The 13810-nt window shown below is 72.8% G+C and carries 12 protein-coding genes; 3 read left to right on the top strand and 9 right to left on the bottom strand.

All coding sequences use genetic code 11. The features are described from left to right. Positions 1-87: 87 nt before the first annotated feature. Entirely contained in the window at positions 88-687 is a 600-nt protein-coding gene (locus OG429_RS25185; RefSeq protein WP_405681363.1) for a M48 metallopeptidase family protein, read from the bottom strand. 163 nt (positions 688-850) lie between these two features. On the opposite strand from OG429_RS25185, the gene OG429_RS25180 reads away from it, so the two are divergent. Both OG429_RS25180 and OG429_RS25175 read left to right on the top strand, forming a co-directional pair. Next, positions 851-1993, top strand: a complete 1143-nt coding sequence (locus tag OG429_RS25180; protein WP_328927531.1) for a ThiF family adenylyltransferase — start codon at positions 851-853, stop codon at positions 1991-1993. Positions 1994-2066: 73 nt separating this feature from the next. Next, positions 2067-3395 carry an ABC1 kinase family protein gene (locus OG429_RS25175; RefSeq protein ID WP_328927530.1) on the top strand — a complete coding sequence of 443 codons (1329 nt, stop codon included), beginning with the start codon at positions 2067-2069 and terminating at the stop codon, positions 3393-3395. Between the two features lie 28 nt (positions 3396-3423). Here the strand turns inward: OG429_RS25175 and OG429_RS25170 are convergent, their stop codons facing one another. From OG429_RS25170 to OG429_RS25150, 5 genes are all read right to left on the bottom strand, one after another. Continuing rightward, entirely contained in the window at positions 3424-3630 is a 207-nt protein-coding gene (locus tag OG429_RS25170) for a hypothetical protein (RefSeq protein WP_328927529.1), read from the bottom strand. Between the two features lie 124 nt (positions 3631-3754). Next, positions 3755-4084 (bottom strand): hypothetical protein, encoded by a 330-nt coding sequence (locus tag OG429_RS25165; RefSeq protein ID WP_328927528.1) that lies wholly within the window; start codon positions 4082-4084, stop codon positions 3755-3757. Continuing rightward, positions 4081-4452: a WhiB family transcriptional regulator gene (locus OG429_RS25160; protein WP_328927527.1), complete on the bottom strand. Its 372-nt coding sequence runs from the start codon at positions 4450-4452 to the stop codon at positions 4081-4083. Before OG429_RS25160 ends, OG429_RS25165 begins: the two co-directional genes overlap by 4 nt. A gap of 172 nt (positions 4453-4624) precedes the next feature. After that, on the bottom strand, positions 4625-4939 hold the full coding sequence (locus OG429_RS25155) for a hypothetical protein (RefSeq protein ID WP_328930409.1): 315 nt from the start codon (positions 4937-4939) through the stop codon (positions 4625-4627). Positions 4940-5118: 179 nt separating this feature from the next. Then, entirely contained in the window at positions 5119-7290 is a 2172-nt protein-coding gene (locus OG429_RS25150) for an ATP-dependent DNA helicase UvrD2 (protein WP_328927526.1), read from the bottom strand. 206 nt (positions 7291-7496) lie between these two features. Between OG429_RS25150 and OG429_RS25145 the strand changes: the two genes are divergently transcribed. Then, positions 7497-7757 (top strand): mycoredoxin, encoded by a 261-nt coding sequence (locus OG429_RS25145; RefSeq protein WP_031151539.1) that lies wholly within the window; start codon positions 7497-7499, stop codon positions 7755-7757. 83 nt (positions 7758-7840) lie between these two features. Here OG429_RS25145 and nudC read toward each other — a convergent pair whose 3' ends face one another. From nudC to OG429_RS25130, 3 genes are read right to left on the bottom strand one after another with little or no spacing between them, the layout of a single operon-like run. Continuing rightward, the gene (gene nudC / locus OG429_RS25140) at positions 7841-8788 is read right to left on the bottom strand and encodes an NAD(+) diphosphatase (RefSeq protein WP_328927525.1); all 948 of its coding nucleotides are present in this window, start codon (positions 8786-8788) and stop codon (positions 7841-7843) included. 57 nt (positions 8789-8845) lie between these two features. After that, positions 8846-10252 carry a dipeptidase gene (locus tag OG429_RS25135; RefSeq protein WP_328927524.1) on the bottom strand — a complete coding sequence of 469 codons (1407 nt, stop codon included), beginning with the start codon at positions 10250-10252 and terminating at the stop codon, positions 8846-8848. Positions 10253-10261: 9 nt separating this feature from the next. Next, entirely contained in the window at positions 10262-13744 is a 3483-nt protein-coding gene (locus OG429_RS25130; RefSeq protein ID WP_328927523.1) for a UvrD-helicase domain-containing protein, read from the bottom strand. Positions 13745-13810 lie beyond the last annotated feature (66 nt).

Below are 13810 nucleotides of genomic sequence, written 5' to 3'. Positions count from 1 at the left end.
CTCAGGCTAACGGCAACTGCCGACATCCGGCCAAGTCGGTACCGACCCGGTACATATCACCGTCCGTGACAGTGCGGACGGGCGCCGCTATTCGTCGCGGGCGGCGGGGACCTTCGGGAGGCGCTCGGCGGCGACGATTCCCTCCAGGTATCCGCGGGCCCGCTCGGTCCGGGGATACGCCTCCAGCAGCTCCCAGAAGCGGGGGCCGTGGCCGGGCACGAGGAGGTGGGCCAGCTCGTGCAGGAGGACGTAGTCGATGACGTACTCCGGCATCCCCTGGAGGCGGTGGGAGAGCCGGATGCTGCCTTCGGCCGGGGTGCAGGAGCCCCAGCGGGTGTTCTGGTTGGTGACCCAGCGGACCGAGCGGGGGCGGGCGCGGCCGGTGAAGTACTGCTCGGACAAACGCTCGGCGCGCTCGGTGAGTTCCGCGTCGCCGAGGGTGCGCTTGCTCTCCTGGGCGGCCAGCTTGTCGAGCATGACGCCCACCCAGCGCCGCTCCTCGGCCTCGGACATCCGGGCAGGGATGAGGACGACCGTACGGTCACCCTCGCGATAGGCGGATACGGTCCTGCGGCGGCGCGCGCTCCGGCGGACTTCTACGGCGCGCTGCGGTGGGTCGGCGGACACGCGACGACGGTACCCGCTAGCCGTGGCGGAAGTCCCGCCCGTCCGGCAGTCGAACGCGATCGATTCACAGTCGGCATCCGGAACACCCCATTTCTCCATCTCATATGCCTAATACACCTCGCCTGTGGACAAATTCCCGCACGGAATGCGGCGGACGGGCAATGTTGCGGGAGAGCGGAAAAGAGGCGGCGCGGGTGCGCACGCGGAATCGAGGGGGGCGGCCGTGTATCCGAAGGTGAAGCCGGCGCTGGCACGGGCCTGGAGGGATCTGCAGACGGTTCAGTTCGGGGTGACACCCGCCCACGCGGTGGTGCTGGGCCCCGTCGACACGGCGACGGGCGCGCTCATCGACCGCATCGACGGGACGCGGCGGATGGAGCTGTTACGGGCCGAGGCCTCGGGGATGGGACTGCCGGACGGCCAGGCCGACGAACTGGTCCGGCGGCTGGCGGCGGCCGGACTGCTCGACGACGCCACGGCGGGCGGCCCGCTCGCCCAGGCCGTGCGCAAGCGGCCGGAGGCCCTGGAGCGGCTGGGGCCCGATCTGGGCTCGCTGTCCTTGGTCCACCGTGAGCCGGGCGGGGACTTGCGGGGGATCGCCGCGCGCCGGGCGATACGGGTGCAGGTGCGCGGGAGCGGCCGGGTGGGCGCGTTGATCGCCGCGGTCCTGTCGGGAGCCGGTGTGGGCGGGGTCGAGGTGCTCGACGGTGGCCGGGTGGAACCCGGGGACGTGGCGCCGGGCGGGTTCGGGTCGCAGAGCGTGGGCCGCCTGCGGGCCGAGGCCGCGGGCAGGCTGGTGCGCCAGTCGGCTCCGGGGCGCGCGCCGCGGGCCGGGGAGAGCGAGGGCCCGGAGCCCGGGCTCGCCCTGGTGGTGGTCGCGCCCCGCGACGGGCTGCAGGCCTGGGCCCCGGATCCGGACACCGCGGCCGACTGGGTGGCGACGGGCATCCCGCACCTGTACGCGGGGGTGCTGGAGGGCACCGGACTGGTGGGACCGCTGGTGCTGCCGGGTTCGACGGCGTGCGCGGGGTGCATGGAGCGCGAGCGGGTGGACCTTGATCCGGCCTGGCCGAGGTTGCTGGTGCAGTGGCGGTCGGCGCACCGGCGCCGGGCGGGCGGCGCGTGCGACCTGGGCCTGTCCACGGCGGTGGCCGGTCTGGCCGCGGCCCACGCGCTGTCCTTCCTCGACGGCGAACTGCCCGCCTCCACCGCCTCCCGCTGGGAGGCCGCGCTCCCGGCCCTGCACTGGCAGCGCAGCCCGGTCGTCCCGCACCCCGACTGCCCGTGCGGAGCGAACGCAGGTCGTCCAGCTCTGCTCCAGCGACTGGGAGGAGGATCAGGAGGGGATCCTCCGGAGGGGCCATGACAGGATGCGTGGGTCGGAGGGGTCTTCCCGAACCGCCGCTTGCGGCGCAGCTGTCTGGGAAATGGAGGGGCGTATGTCTGATCTTCCCCGGAAGGCGGTCACCCGTACCGTCAAGCTGGCCGCGCTGCCGCTCGGCATCGCGGGTCGGGCAACCTGGGGGCTGGGCAAGCGGATCGGCGGCAAGTCGGCGGAGATAGTGGCGCGCGAGCTTCAGCAGCGCACCGCCGAGCAGCTGTTCCGGACGCTCGGGGAGCTGAAGGGCGGTGCCATGAAGTTCGGGCAGGCCCTGTCGGTCTTCGAGTCTGCCCTGCCCGAGGAGGTCGCCGGGCCCTACCGGGCTGCGCTGACCAAGCTTCAGGAAGCGGCCCCGCCGCTGCCCACGGCCACGGTGCACCAGGTGCTGGCGGACCGACTGGGCGCGGACTGGCGGGATCTGTTCGAGGAGTTCGAGGACAAGCCGGCCGCGGCCGCCTCGATCGGGCAGGTGCACCGGGCGGTGTGGCACGACGGCCGGCAGGTGGCCGTCAAGGTCCAGTACCCGGGGGCCGGCGAGGCTCTGCTGTCGGACCTGAAGCAGCTGGGCCGGTTCGCGGGTCTGCTGGGGCCGCTGATACCGGGCATGGAGATCAAGCCGCTCATCAAGGAGTTGCGCGACCGGGTCGCGGAGGAGCTCGACTACGAGCTGGAGGCCGAGGCGCAGCGGACGCACGCGGACGCGTTCGAGGGCGACCCCGACGTCGTGGTGCCGGATGTCGTGCACCAGGGCGACGAGGTGCTGGTGACCGAGTGGATGGAGGGGACCCCGCTGTCGGAGGTGATAGCCGACGGCACTCAGGAGGAGCGCGACCGCGCCGGGCAGTTGCTGGCCCGGTTCCTCTTCTCCGGTCCCGCCCGCACCGGGCTGCTGCACGCGGACCCGCACCCGGGCAACTTCCGGCTGATATCGGGGCCGGAGGGCCGGATGCGGCTGGGCGTCCTGGACTTCGGCACGGTCGACCGGCTGCCGGGCGGCTGGCCCAAGCCCATCGGCAAGTCACTGCGGATGACGCTGGACGGGGATGCCGAGGGGGTCTACGGGCACCTGTGCGCCGAGGGGTTCGTGAAGGAGTCCATCGAACTGGACCCCGACGCGGTACTGGACTATCTCAAGCCGATCATCGAGCCCGCCGAGGCCGAGGAGTTCACCTTCACACGGGCGTGGCTGCGCGGCCAGGCGGCGCGGATCGCCGATCCCCGGTCCCCCGCACACCAGTTGGGACGGCAAATCAACCTGCCGCCCTCGTACCTGCTGATCCACCGGGTCACGCTGAGCACCATCGGGGTGCTGTGTCAGCTGGGCTCGACGGTGCGGCTGCGGGACGAACTGGACTCCTGGCTGCCGGGGTTCGCGTCCGCGGAGTGACGTAGGGGGCGGGCAGGCCGGCGCCGGGTCACCACCAGGAGGAGTCGAGCCTGCCCTCGATCGCCCGGATGTTGGCCCGGGCGCAGTCGTGGCAGAAGTAGTGCCTGCTGCCGTTTTCCATGGAGCAGGTCCAGGTGATCGGGGCGCCGTCCGGAGACCGGGCACCACAGCGCGCGCAGACGACGGGCTGGGCCTCGGATCCCGGCTTGGCGGGGTGGGGAGTCGGCTGGTCCACCTCCAGACGATATCCCCGTACGGGGTGGACAGGCCCCGCAACGCACCGGGGGGACCGGTCCGTTCGGACCGGTCCCCCCGGGACGTCTTGTCTGTGATTTCAGAGCCTCAGCACTGTGGAGCTCTTAGTGCATGACGGCCATGGCGAGCGCGCGCCGGGCGCGCAGCGAGACTCGCTCGGCTCGCCGCTGCATGCGGCGGGCGGTGACCAGGCGCACGGCGTGACGTTCGGCGTCCACCTCACGCATGCGGTCGTCCATATGGGCGCGAGCCAGGGCTTCTGGGATGAGTTGCATTTCGCGGGTCCTGTTCTGACGCGAGGTGATCGCGCCTGCGGTGATGAAGTCTGCGGTGGCGGAGCCGTGCGGCTGCTCGCTCGTGGAGTGGGCGGTCATGAGGGCCTGCTTCAGGGGGTCGTGCGTGAGGGGGCGGTCGATGGTTCCGTGGGCGGTCATGCCGCGACAACCGGGTTCTTGCGCGGACGGCCACGCGGCCGCTTGCGGGCGACGACGACACCCTGGACGAAGAGCTCGCCACCCCAGACACCCCAGGGCTCGCGGCGCTCGGTCGCCCCGGCGAGGCAGGCCTCGACCAGCGGGCAGGTGCGGCAGAGGGACTTGGCGTACTCGACGTCCGCCGGGGACTCGGCGAAGAAGACCTCGGGGTCGAAGGTGCGGCACGGAACGGGTACGCCGAGGTTCTCGATGGCGTCGTCGAGCGCGGTCAGCGCGGTGAGCGGGGTCAAGGTGTGGTCCTCCGGGACTGCGGGCGGGGAGATCGTTTGGGTCTGCGGTACGGACGGGGCGTGCGCTTCGAGTTGCACGGTGTCTTCTTCCTCGTCTTGTTCGGCTAGTCGTTCCGGCCGGTCGGCCGGATTCGGCTGGGGTTCTGCCAGTCCCGAGGCGCCTGTCCGTCGTCCCGTTCGGGGACAAACAGAAGGGCCGCGGATCCCGGTTGGGTTCCGCGGCCCTGAAGGCGCCGGCCTGATCATGCGATCAGGCTGGATCACTCCAGGGTTCGAGCCCACGGAAGGCCCACATCAGGTGGTGCTGCTGCTTCGTCGTCTGCTTGTTCTGGGATCCGGCACCGGCTGCGGCGGCGAAGCCATAGGCGCCATGCGCCTGAGCTTCCGCTGCCAGTACTGCCACCGGTGCCTGGGTCGGTCGCTCATTGCGCTCGCTGACCGGACGGATCGCCAGCAGGGCGGGGCTGTCGGCGGAAATCGCGGACACACCGGTACCCAGGAGGGAGACGGAACCGAGCAGGCAGGAAGCGTCGACCGAGCGATCGGTCATTTTGGTGAAGGTCATGAAGCTGGTCACTGGTCTCGCCTCCTCTCGGCGTCTCGGGGACGGGGCCCGGGGGCCTGTCCCATGCGTATTCGGATAAGTACAGCACGGATCCAGGGCTTCGGAGAAGCCACCGTTTCCGTTGCTAAGAACCTATGGGGATTCGCTGGGCATGTGCAAACTATTTTTCCGACGAGTTTCTACGCGTCGTCAGAATCCTCGGACCCGGGGTCCTGACCTGCGCAGATGGCCAAGACGTCGGCTCCGTACCGGTCGAGCTTCCGTACACCCACGCCGGAGATCATCGAGAGCTCGCCCTCCTCGGAGGGCGCGGCCTCCGCGATCGCCATCAGCGTCTTGTCCGTGAAGACGCAGTAGGGGGGCAGGCCCTGGTCCTTCGCCTGGGTCCGGCGCCACTCCCGCAGCCGCTCGTAGAGCCCCTCGTCCATGTCGGACGGGCAGTCCTCGCAGCGCATCAGTTTCAGCTCGCCGGCGTCGGTCAGGGTCTTGCCGCAGACCCTGCAGAGCACCGGCCCGCGGCGGCCGTGCTTGCGGGCGACCCGCTCGGCCGCGCCGCCCGGGCCCGTTCCCGGGGCCGCGGAGCCCGGCCGCAGGCCGTTCAGGAAGCGGCTGGGGCGTCGGGAGGCCCGGCCGCCCGGCGCCCGCGAGAGCGCCCAGGAGAGCGTCAGGTGCAACCGCGCCCGGGTGACGCCGACATAGAGCAGCCGGCGCTCCTCCTCGACCTGCTCGTCGGTCTTGGCGTAGGTGATCGGCACCATGCCGTCGGTGAGGCCGACGAGGAACACGGCGTCCCACTCCAGGCCCTTGGCCGCGTGCAGCGAGGCCAGGGTCACGCCCTGCACGGTCGGGGCGTGCTGGGCGGCCTTGCGCTCGTCGAGCTCGATGGTGAGGTCCGCCAGGGTGACCCCGGGCCGGGTCCGGGCGAAGTCCTCGGCGAGGCGGACCAGGGCGGCCAGCGACTCCCACTGGTCGCGCACCGCGCCGGAGCCGGCCGGCGGCTCGGCGGTCCAGCCGGTGGAGCTGAGCACGGCCCGGACCTGGGAGCCGAGCTCGACGACATCGTCGAGCAGCGGGTCGTTCCCGCCGGACCGGGCGGCTCCGCGGAGCGCGAGGATCGCCTTCTGGACCTCGCTCCGCTCGAAGAAGCGCTCGGCTCCGCGCAGCTGGTAGGGCACCCCGGCGTCGGCGAGGGCCTGCTCGTACACCTCGGACTGGGCGTTGATGCGGTACAGGACGGCGATCTCGCCCGCGGGCACGCCCGCCGCGATCAGGTCCCGGACCCGCGCGGCGACGCCCTCGGCCTCGGCGGGCTCGTCCGGGTACTCGGCGTAGACCGGGTCGGGTCCGGTTTCGCGCTGCGAGACCAGCTCCAGGCGGTGCTCGGCGGCCCGGCCCTTGGCCTGCTTGAGGAGGCCGTTGGCGAGATGGACGACCTGGGGGGTGGAGCGGTAGTCGCGGACCAGCTTGACCACGGTGGCCTGCGGGTAGCGGGTACGGAAGTTCAGCAGGTGGTCGGGGGTGGCGCCGGTGAAGGAGTAGATCGTCTGGCTGGCGTCGCCGACGACGCAGAGGCTGTCGCGCTCGCCGAGCCACAGGTCGAGCAGCCGCTGCTGGAGGGGGCTGACGTCCTGGTACTCGTCCACGACGAAGTGCTGGTACTGGGCGCGGATCTGTTCGGCGATGTCGTGGCGGTCCTGGAGGATGCCGACGGTGAGGAGCAGCACGTCCTCGAAGTCGATCATGCCGCGGTCGCGCTTGAGCTGCTCGTACGTCCCGTAGATCTGGGCGATCTCGGCCAGGTCGCGGGGGGCTTCGCGGCCCGACTTGAGGGCGGCCACCGGATAGTCGGCGGGCACGGTCTGGGTGACCTTGGCCCACTCGATCTCACCGGTGACATCGCGCAGCTCGTTGCGGTCGAGGCGGATGCGGCAGCGCGCGCCCGCCTCGGCGACGAACTGGATCTTGCGCTCCAGGAGCCGGGGGACGTCTCCGCCGACCGCCTTGGGCCAGAAGTACTGGAGCTGGCGCAGGGCGGCGGAGTGGAAGGTACGGGCCTGGACCCCGCCGGCGCCGAGGCCGCGCAGACGGCCGCGCATCTCCCCGGCGGCGCGGTTGGTGAAGGTGACGGCAAGCACACTGCCCGGCATGAGCTGGCCGGACTGGACTCCGTAGGCGATGCGGTGGGTGATCGCACGGGTCTTGCCGGTGCCGGCGCCCGCCAGCACGCACACCGGCCCGCGCAGGGTCGTCGCGACCTCGCGCTGCTCCGGGTCCAGGCCCAGGAGCACCGCGTCGGCCGAGTCGGTGGCCTCGACGGCGGAGAAGGATGGGGAGTGCGTTGCTGCTGTCACCCCGCCATGCTGCCAGGTCTGGAGGGGCGGGCGGGAAACTTGTCCACAGGTCACCCGTATCCGTAGTACTTGTCACACCAGCCGCCGTGTCGCACCGGCCCCCTGTCCCACCGGCCTCCCTGTCGCACCGGCCGCGCGGGAATGGCCGCGCGGTCGCGTACGTTCCAATACTCGGACCACCGAGACCCCACGAAGGAGACCGCAGCATGCAGGACACGGGCACCGTCACGATGTACAGCACGACCTGGTGCGGCTACTGCCGCCGGCTGAAGACCCAGCTGGACCGGGAAGGCATCGCGTACAACGAGATCAACATCGAGCTCGACCCCGAGTCCGCGGCGTTCGTGGAGAAGGCGAACGGCGGCAACCAGACGGTTCCCACCGTTCTCGTGAAGTCCTCCGCCGGCAACGAGTCCGTCATGACGAACCCGAGCCTGGCCCAGGTCAAGCAGGCCCTCGCCGTCTGACCCCCCGCGCACCCAGAGCGGCCCCCGCCCCGGCGGGGGCCTTCTGCGTGCGCGGGCCGGGCCGCTGCCGGCCCGCGGAGCCGTCAGACGGCCGGGGGCTTCGGCAGCGGCCGGCCGTACCAGAGCTCGACCAGGCGGGCGGCGATGGAGATGCCGCCCGCCGGGGGCAGCACCTCGCCCGCCTCGATCGCCGCAGCCAGCTCGTCGCGGGAGAACCAGCGGGCCTCCTCGATCTCCTCGCCGTCCACCGTGATCTCGGAGCTGGTGGCGCGGGCCGTGAAGCCCAGCATCAGGCTGTACGGGAACGGCCACGGCTGGCTGGCCACGTACTCGACCTCGCCGACCTTGACGCCCGCCTCCTCCCACACCTCGCGGACGACGGACTGTTCGATCGACTCGCCCGGCTCCACGAACCCGGCGAGGGTCGAGAAGCGGCCCTCCGGCCAGTGCACCTGGCGGCCCAGCAGCGCCCGGTCCTGGTCGTCCGTGACCAGCATGATCACGGCCGGATCGGTGCGCGGGTAGTGCTCGGCGCCGCAGCCCGGGCAGCGGCGGATGTGCCCGGCGGCCGCGACCACGGTGCGCTCGCCGCAGCGGGAGCAGAAGCGGTGCATCCGCTGCCAGTTCTCCAGCGCCACCGCGTGCACCATCAGCCCGGCGTCGCGCGCGTTCAGCAGCAGTCCGGCCTCGCGCAGGCCGGCCGGGCGGGCCGACTGGTCCATGCGGCCCGGCAGCGCGTCCTTCTGGAGCGCGAAGTACCGTACGCCGTCCTCGTCGGTCCCCAGGAAGTAGCGGTGGGTCTCGGTGACCGGGGCCTCGAAGGCCGGGGTCATCACGATGCCGGTGCCCCCGTCGGGGGTGTCGTCGATCAGGACCTGGCCGCCTGAGACGACGAACACACGGGTCGTCGGGTGGCTCCAGGCGGCGGCGAGCCACGCCTCGTCGAGGCGGTGGTGCGCGGCGCGGTCGATTCCGCTGGGCGCGGTGAGCGAGATCGGGCGCTCGGTATGGATGCTCACAGGTACTTCCAACTCCCCCGGTGGTGGGACAGGCAGGCTCAGTGACTCAGGCGGCGTGTGTGTCGGGCGTCAGGCAGGTGTGCGGTGGGACTCGGCAAGGTCGCCCCAGAGGTACGCGGTCGTCTCGACGCCCTTGAGGAGGAGGTCCAGCTCGACCTTCTCGTTCGGCGAGTGCCAGCCGTCGGACGGGACGGAGATGCCGAGGAAGAGGACGGGCGCGTCCAGGACGTCCTGGAGGTCTGCCGCGGGTCCGGAGCCGCCCTCGCGGGTGAAGCGGATCTTCTGGCCGAAGGCGCGGCCCATGGCCCGGACGACCGACTGCAGCGCGGGGTGGTCCAGCGGGGTCAGGCACGGGCGGGTCGGGGCGCCGAAGGTGATGGAGTGACGGATCCCGGCCGGGACGCGGGCCGCGACCCAGTCCGTAACGGCGGTCTCGACCTCGTACGGGTCCTGTCCGGACACCAGGCGGAACGACAGCTTCAGGTGGGCGGAGGCGGGCACGATGGTCTTGCCGCCAGGGCCCTGGTAGCCGCCGCCGATGCCGTTGACCTCGGCCGTCGGGCGGGCCCAGACGCGTTCCAGGGTGGAGTAGCCGGCCTCGCCGGCGGCCGCGTGGGACTTGGCCGTACGGAGCCACTCGGACTCGTCGAAGGGCAGCTCGGCGATGAGCGCGCGCTCGGCGTCGGTGAGTTCGGCGATGCCGTCGTAGAAACCGGGGACCGTGACCCGTCCGTCGGCGTCGTGGAGGGCCGCGACCAGGCGGGCGGCGACGGTGGCCGGGTTGGGCACGGCCCCGCCGAAGGCGCCGGAGTGGATGTCCTGGTCCGGGCCGTGGAAGTCGATCTCGCAGTCGGCGACGCCGCGCATGCCGGTGCAGACGGTGGGGGTGGTCTCGGACCACATGCCGGTGTCGGAGACGATCACGACGTCGGCGGCGAGCTCGGCGGCGCGGGCCTCGACGAGGGCGCGGAAGTGCGGGGATCCGGACTCCTCCTCGCCCTCCACGACGAGCTTCAGGTTCACGGCGGGGGCGGCGGCGCCGGTGGCCGCCAGGTGCGCGCGTACGCCCAGGGTGTGGAAGAACACCTGGCCCTTGTCGTCGGCGGCGCCGCGCCCGTACATCCGGCCGTCCTTGACGACCGGTTCGAACGGGTCGGTGTGCCAGCCGTCCGCCACGGCGGCGGGCTGCACGTCGTGGTGCCCGTAGACCAGGACGGTGGGCGCGTCCGGGTCCTCGCTCGGCCAGTGCGCGAACACGGCCGGGGCGCCCGGCGTCTCCCAGACCTCGGCGACCGGGAAACCGGTCTCCTTGAGCTTCGCCGCGAGCCATTCGGCGCTGCGGCGTACGTCGCCCGCGTGCTCGGGCTGCGCCGAGACGGAGGGTATGCGCAGCCACTCGGCGAGGTCGTCGAGGAAGGCGGCGCGGTGGGTCTCGATGTACGTGCGGACGGCGCTGTCCGGCGGGCTGTCGCTCATGCCCCGAGCCTAGCCGTCCGCCTGATGGTCATCGCCGGTGCCCGATTTGCCTTGGAGGATCCGCTCAAGACGGGCCCGGTCGGGCAGGTCGCGGGGGCGGATCACGCGGCCGCTGCGGACGTGCAGGAAGGCGGCGGTGACCCGGCGCAGCGGCGTACCCGTGGCTTCCGCCCAGGCCAGGCGGTAGACGGCGAGCTGGAGGGGGTCGGCCTCGGTGGTGCGGCCGGTCTTCCAGTCGACGATCTCGTACGAGCCGTCGGGATTCTTGTACACGGCGTCGATCCGGCCGCGGATGACGCGGCCCGCGAGGGTCAGCTGGACCGGGGCCTCCATGCGGTGGGGCGGCCGGTCGGCGTACGGGCTGCGCTCGAAGGCGGCCTTGAGGGAGGCGAGATCGGCCTCGTCGGCGACCTCCTGGTCGGAGCCGGGCAGCTCGGTGACGGGGTCGAGGACGTCGAGGAGCGGGAGCGGGAGCTCGTCGAAGCGGGACTCGACCCAGGCGTGGAAGCGCGTGCCCTGGCGTGCCGCGGGCTGCGGGGGCCTCGGCATGGGGCGGGCGAGGTCGCGGACGAAGCCCTGCTCGTCGGCGGCGAGCCGGAGCAACTGGCTGGCGGAGAGCGCGGCGGGGAGCTCGACGTCGCGGACGGCGGCGCGGGCGCGGCGGAGCTCGCCCTCCAGGGCGTCGAGGTCCCGGTCCCAGGAGGCCACGGCCCGCGCGTCGTCGGGCGTCAGGGGGCCGGTGCCTGCGGCGGGGGCGGGCGCGGTGCCGGTGACGCGGAGGCGTGGCACGGCCCGGTCCGCCTCCGGCCAGAGGTCCGCCTCCGGCCAGAGGTCGGCGTGCGGGTCCGCGGGACCACCGGTACGCGGCTCGGCCGGGTCCTGCGGCCAGAGGTCGTCGTCCGGCCAGGGTTCGTCCTCGTAGGACGGGTCCTCGCAGGAGGGGGGCCAGAGGTAGGACTCGTCCTCCTCCGGAGCCGGGGGCTGCGGGTCGGCCAGGTAGGACTCCACCAGGGCTGCCGCCGCGCGGCGCAGGTGCAGGGAGGCCGGGTCCAGCGGGAGGGGCCAGGAGTGGTCCGGGGTGGAGTCGTCGGCGAGGGACGGATTCTCGGCGGCCGGGTCGGGTTCGGGCGCCCAGGCCTCGATCTCGCCGAACCCGGCAGCGCAGTGCTCGTACAGGGCGGACAGGAACGCGGACGGGCCGCGGCGCTTCTTCTGCGTCGGGCCCCACCAGTGGCCCGAGGCCAGCAGGAGGGAGCGGGGGCGGGTGAAGGTGACGTAGCCCAGGCGGAGCTCCTCCACCGACTTGTGGTCCTTCAGGGCCGTCTTGAAGGACTTCATGCCGGCCGAGGTCCAGGCCGGGTCCCCCGGCAGGGTGGGGGCGTCGCCGCGCAGGGCGTACGGGAGCACCTTCGCGTACGAGGTCCAGGCCTCCGGCGCCTTCTCCTTCGGGAAGGACCCCGCGCACAGGTCCGGGACGACGACCACGTCCCACTCCAGGCCCTTGGACTTGTGGGCCGTCAGGACCTTGACCGTGTTCTCCCCGCCGGGCAGGGCGTGGTCCAGGCCCTTCTCGTACTGGGCGGCCGTGCGCAGGAAGGCCAGGAACGCGAGGAGGGTCGCCTCGCCGTCCAGCGCGGCGAAGCCCGCGGCGACGTCCATGAAGTTCGACAGGGTCTCGCGGCGGCGGGCCGCCAGCGCGTGCGGGGACGCGGACAGCTCCACTTCCAGGCCGGTCGCCGACAGGACCCGGTGCAGTACGTCCATCAGCGGGTCCGCGAGCGAGCGCCGCAGGTCGCGCAGCTCCTGCGCGAGGTGCGCGAAGCGGACCCGGGCGTCGGCGGAGAACGGCAGGTCGTCGGGGGCCTGGCCGGCGCCGTCGAGGAAGGTCTCCAGGGCGTCGGCCAGCGACACGATCTCCGCCGGGTCCACGCCCTCCACGGCCGCCGCGAGCCGCTCGTCCGGGTCCGCCCCGGCGGGGGCCTCGCGGCCCACCAGCAGCCGGGTGCGGCGCCCCAGCAGAGCCAGGTCGCGCGCGCCGATCCGCCAGCGCGGGCCGATGAGCAGCCGGACGAGGGAGGCGTTGGCTCCCGGGTCCTGGAGGACTTCGCAGACGGCGACGAGGTCCGCGACCTCCGGCAGGTGCAGGAGCCCGGAAAGGCCGACGACCTCGACCGGCACGTCCCGGGCCACCAGGACGGCCTGGATCCGCGCGAAGTCGCCGGCGGACCGGCACAGCACGGCGATCTCGCGCGGCTCCGTCCCGGTGCGGACCAGGTGCGCGACGGAGTCCGCGAGCCACTCCAGTTCCTCGGCGTGCGTATCGAGCAGGGCGCACCGGACGAAGCCGGCGCCCTCCGCGCCGGGCGCCGGGCGGAGCGCCTCGACGCCTTCGTGCATGGCGCGCAGCGGGGCGGCGAGCCCGTTGGCCAGGTCGAGCAGGCGGCCGCCGCTGCGCCGGTTCTCGCTGAGCGAGAGACGGGTGGCGGGTGTCCCGTCGGCGTGCGGGAAGTGCTCGGGGAAGTCGTCGAGGTTGGCGACGGAGGCGCCCCGCCAGCCGTAGATGGCCTGGCAGGGGTCGCCGACGGCGGTCACCGCGTGGCCGCTGCCCGCGCCGAAGAGGCCGGACAGCAGCAGCCGCTGTGCGACGGAGGTGTCCTGGTACTCGTCGAGCAGGACCACCCGGAACTCCTCGCGCAGCAGCGCCCCCACCTCGGGCCGGGTCGTGGCGAGCTGTGCGGAGAGGGCTATCTGGTCGCTGAAGTCGAAGAGGTCGCGGGAGCGCTTGGCGGCGCGGTAGCGGCTGACGAGCTCCAGCAGTTCGAGGCGGCCGCGCACGGCCTCGGGGACCTTGCGCAGGTCCTCGTTGGTGAGGTTGGCGTCGGCCAGCTCGCCGAGCAGCCCGGTGTCGTGGGCGCGCAGCCGCTCCGGCTCGACGAGGTGCTCGGAGAGCTCCCCGTCCAGCGCGAGGAGGTCGCCGACCAGGTCGGGGAGGGACTTGGTGAGCGAGGGGTAGGGGCCGGGGGCCTCGCGCAGCACCTTGGCGGCGAGCTGGAAGCGGGTGGCGTCGGCGAGGAGGCGGGAGCTGGGCTCCAGACCGATGCGCAGGCCGTGGTCCTTGAGGAGCTGGCCGGCGAAGGCGTGGTACGTGGAGATGCGCGGCTCGCCCCCGGCCGCGTCGGCCTCGGCCGGGGAAGGATCGGGGTCGGTGATGCCGGCCCGCGCGAGGGCCTTGCGTACGCGCTCGGACAGCTCGCCGGCGGCCTTGTTGGTGAAGGTCAGGCCGAGGACCTGCTCGGGCGCGACCGCGCCCGTCCCCACCAGCCAGACCACGCGGGCGGCCATGACGGTGGTCTTGCCGGAGCCGGCTCCGGCGACGATGACCTGCGGGGCGGGCGGGGCGGTGGCGCAGGCCAGCTGTTCGGGCGTGAAAGGGATCCCGAGGAGCTCTTTGAGCTGCTCGGGGTCGGAGAGGACGGGCGCACGCGCGGACACGTAAAAAGGCTAGCCGCCCGCACCGACACTCCCCGACGCGCGCTCCGTCCGCCCGGCCGGTGCGCT

The organism is Streptomyces sp. NBC_00190, assembly GCF_036203305.1.
In the GTDB taxonomy this organism is placed as follows: Bacteria; Actinomycetota; Actinomycetes; order Streptomycetales; family Streptomycetaceae; genus Streptomyces.
Note: the sequence above shows the minus strand (reverse complement) of the source record. Positions and strands in the feature narration are given on the sequence as shown.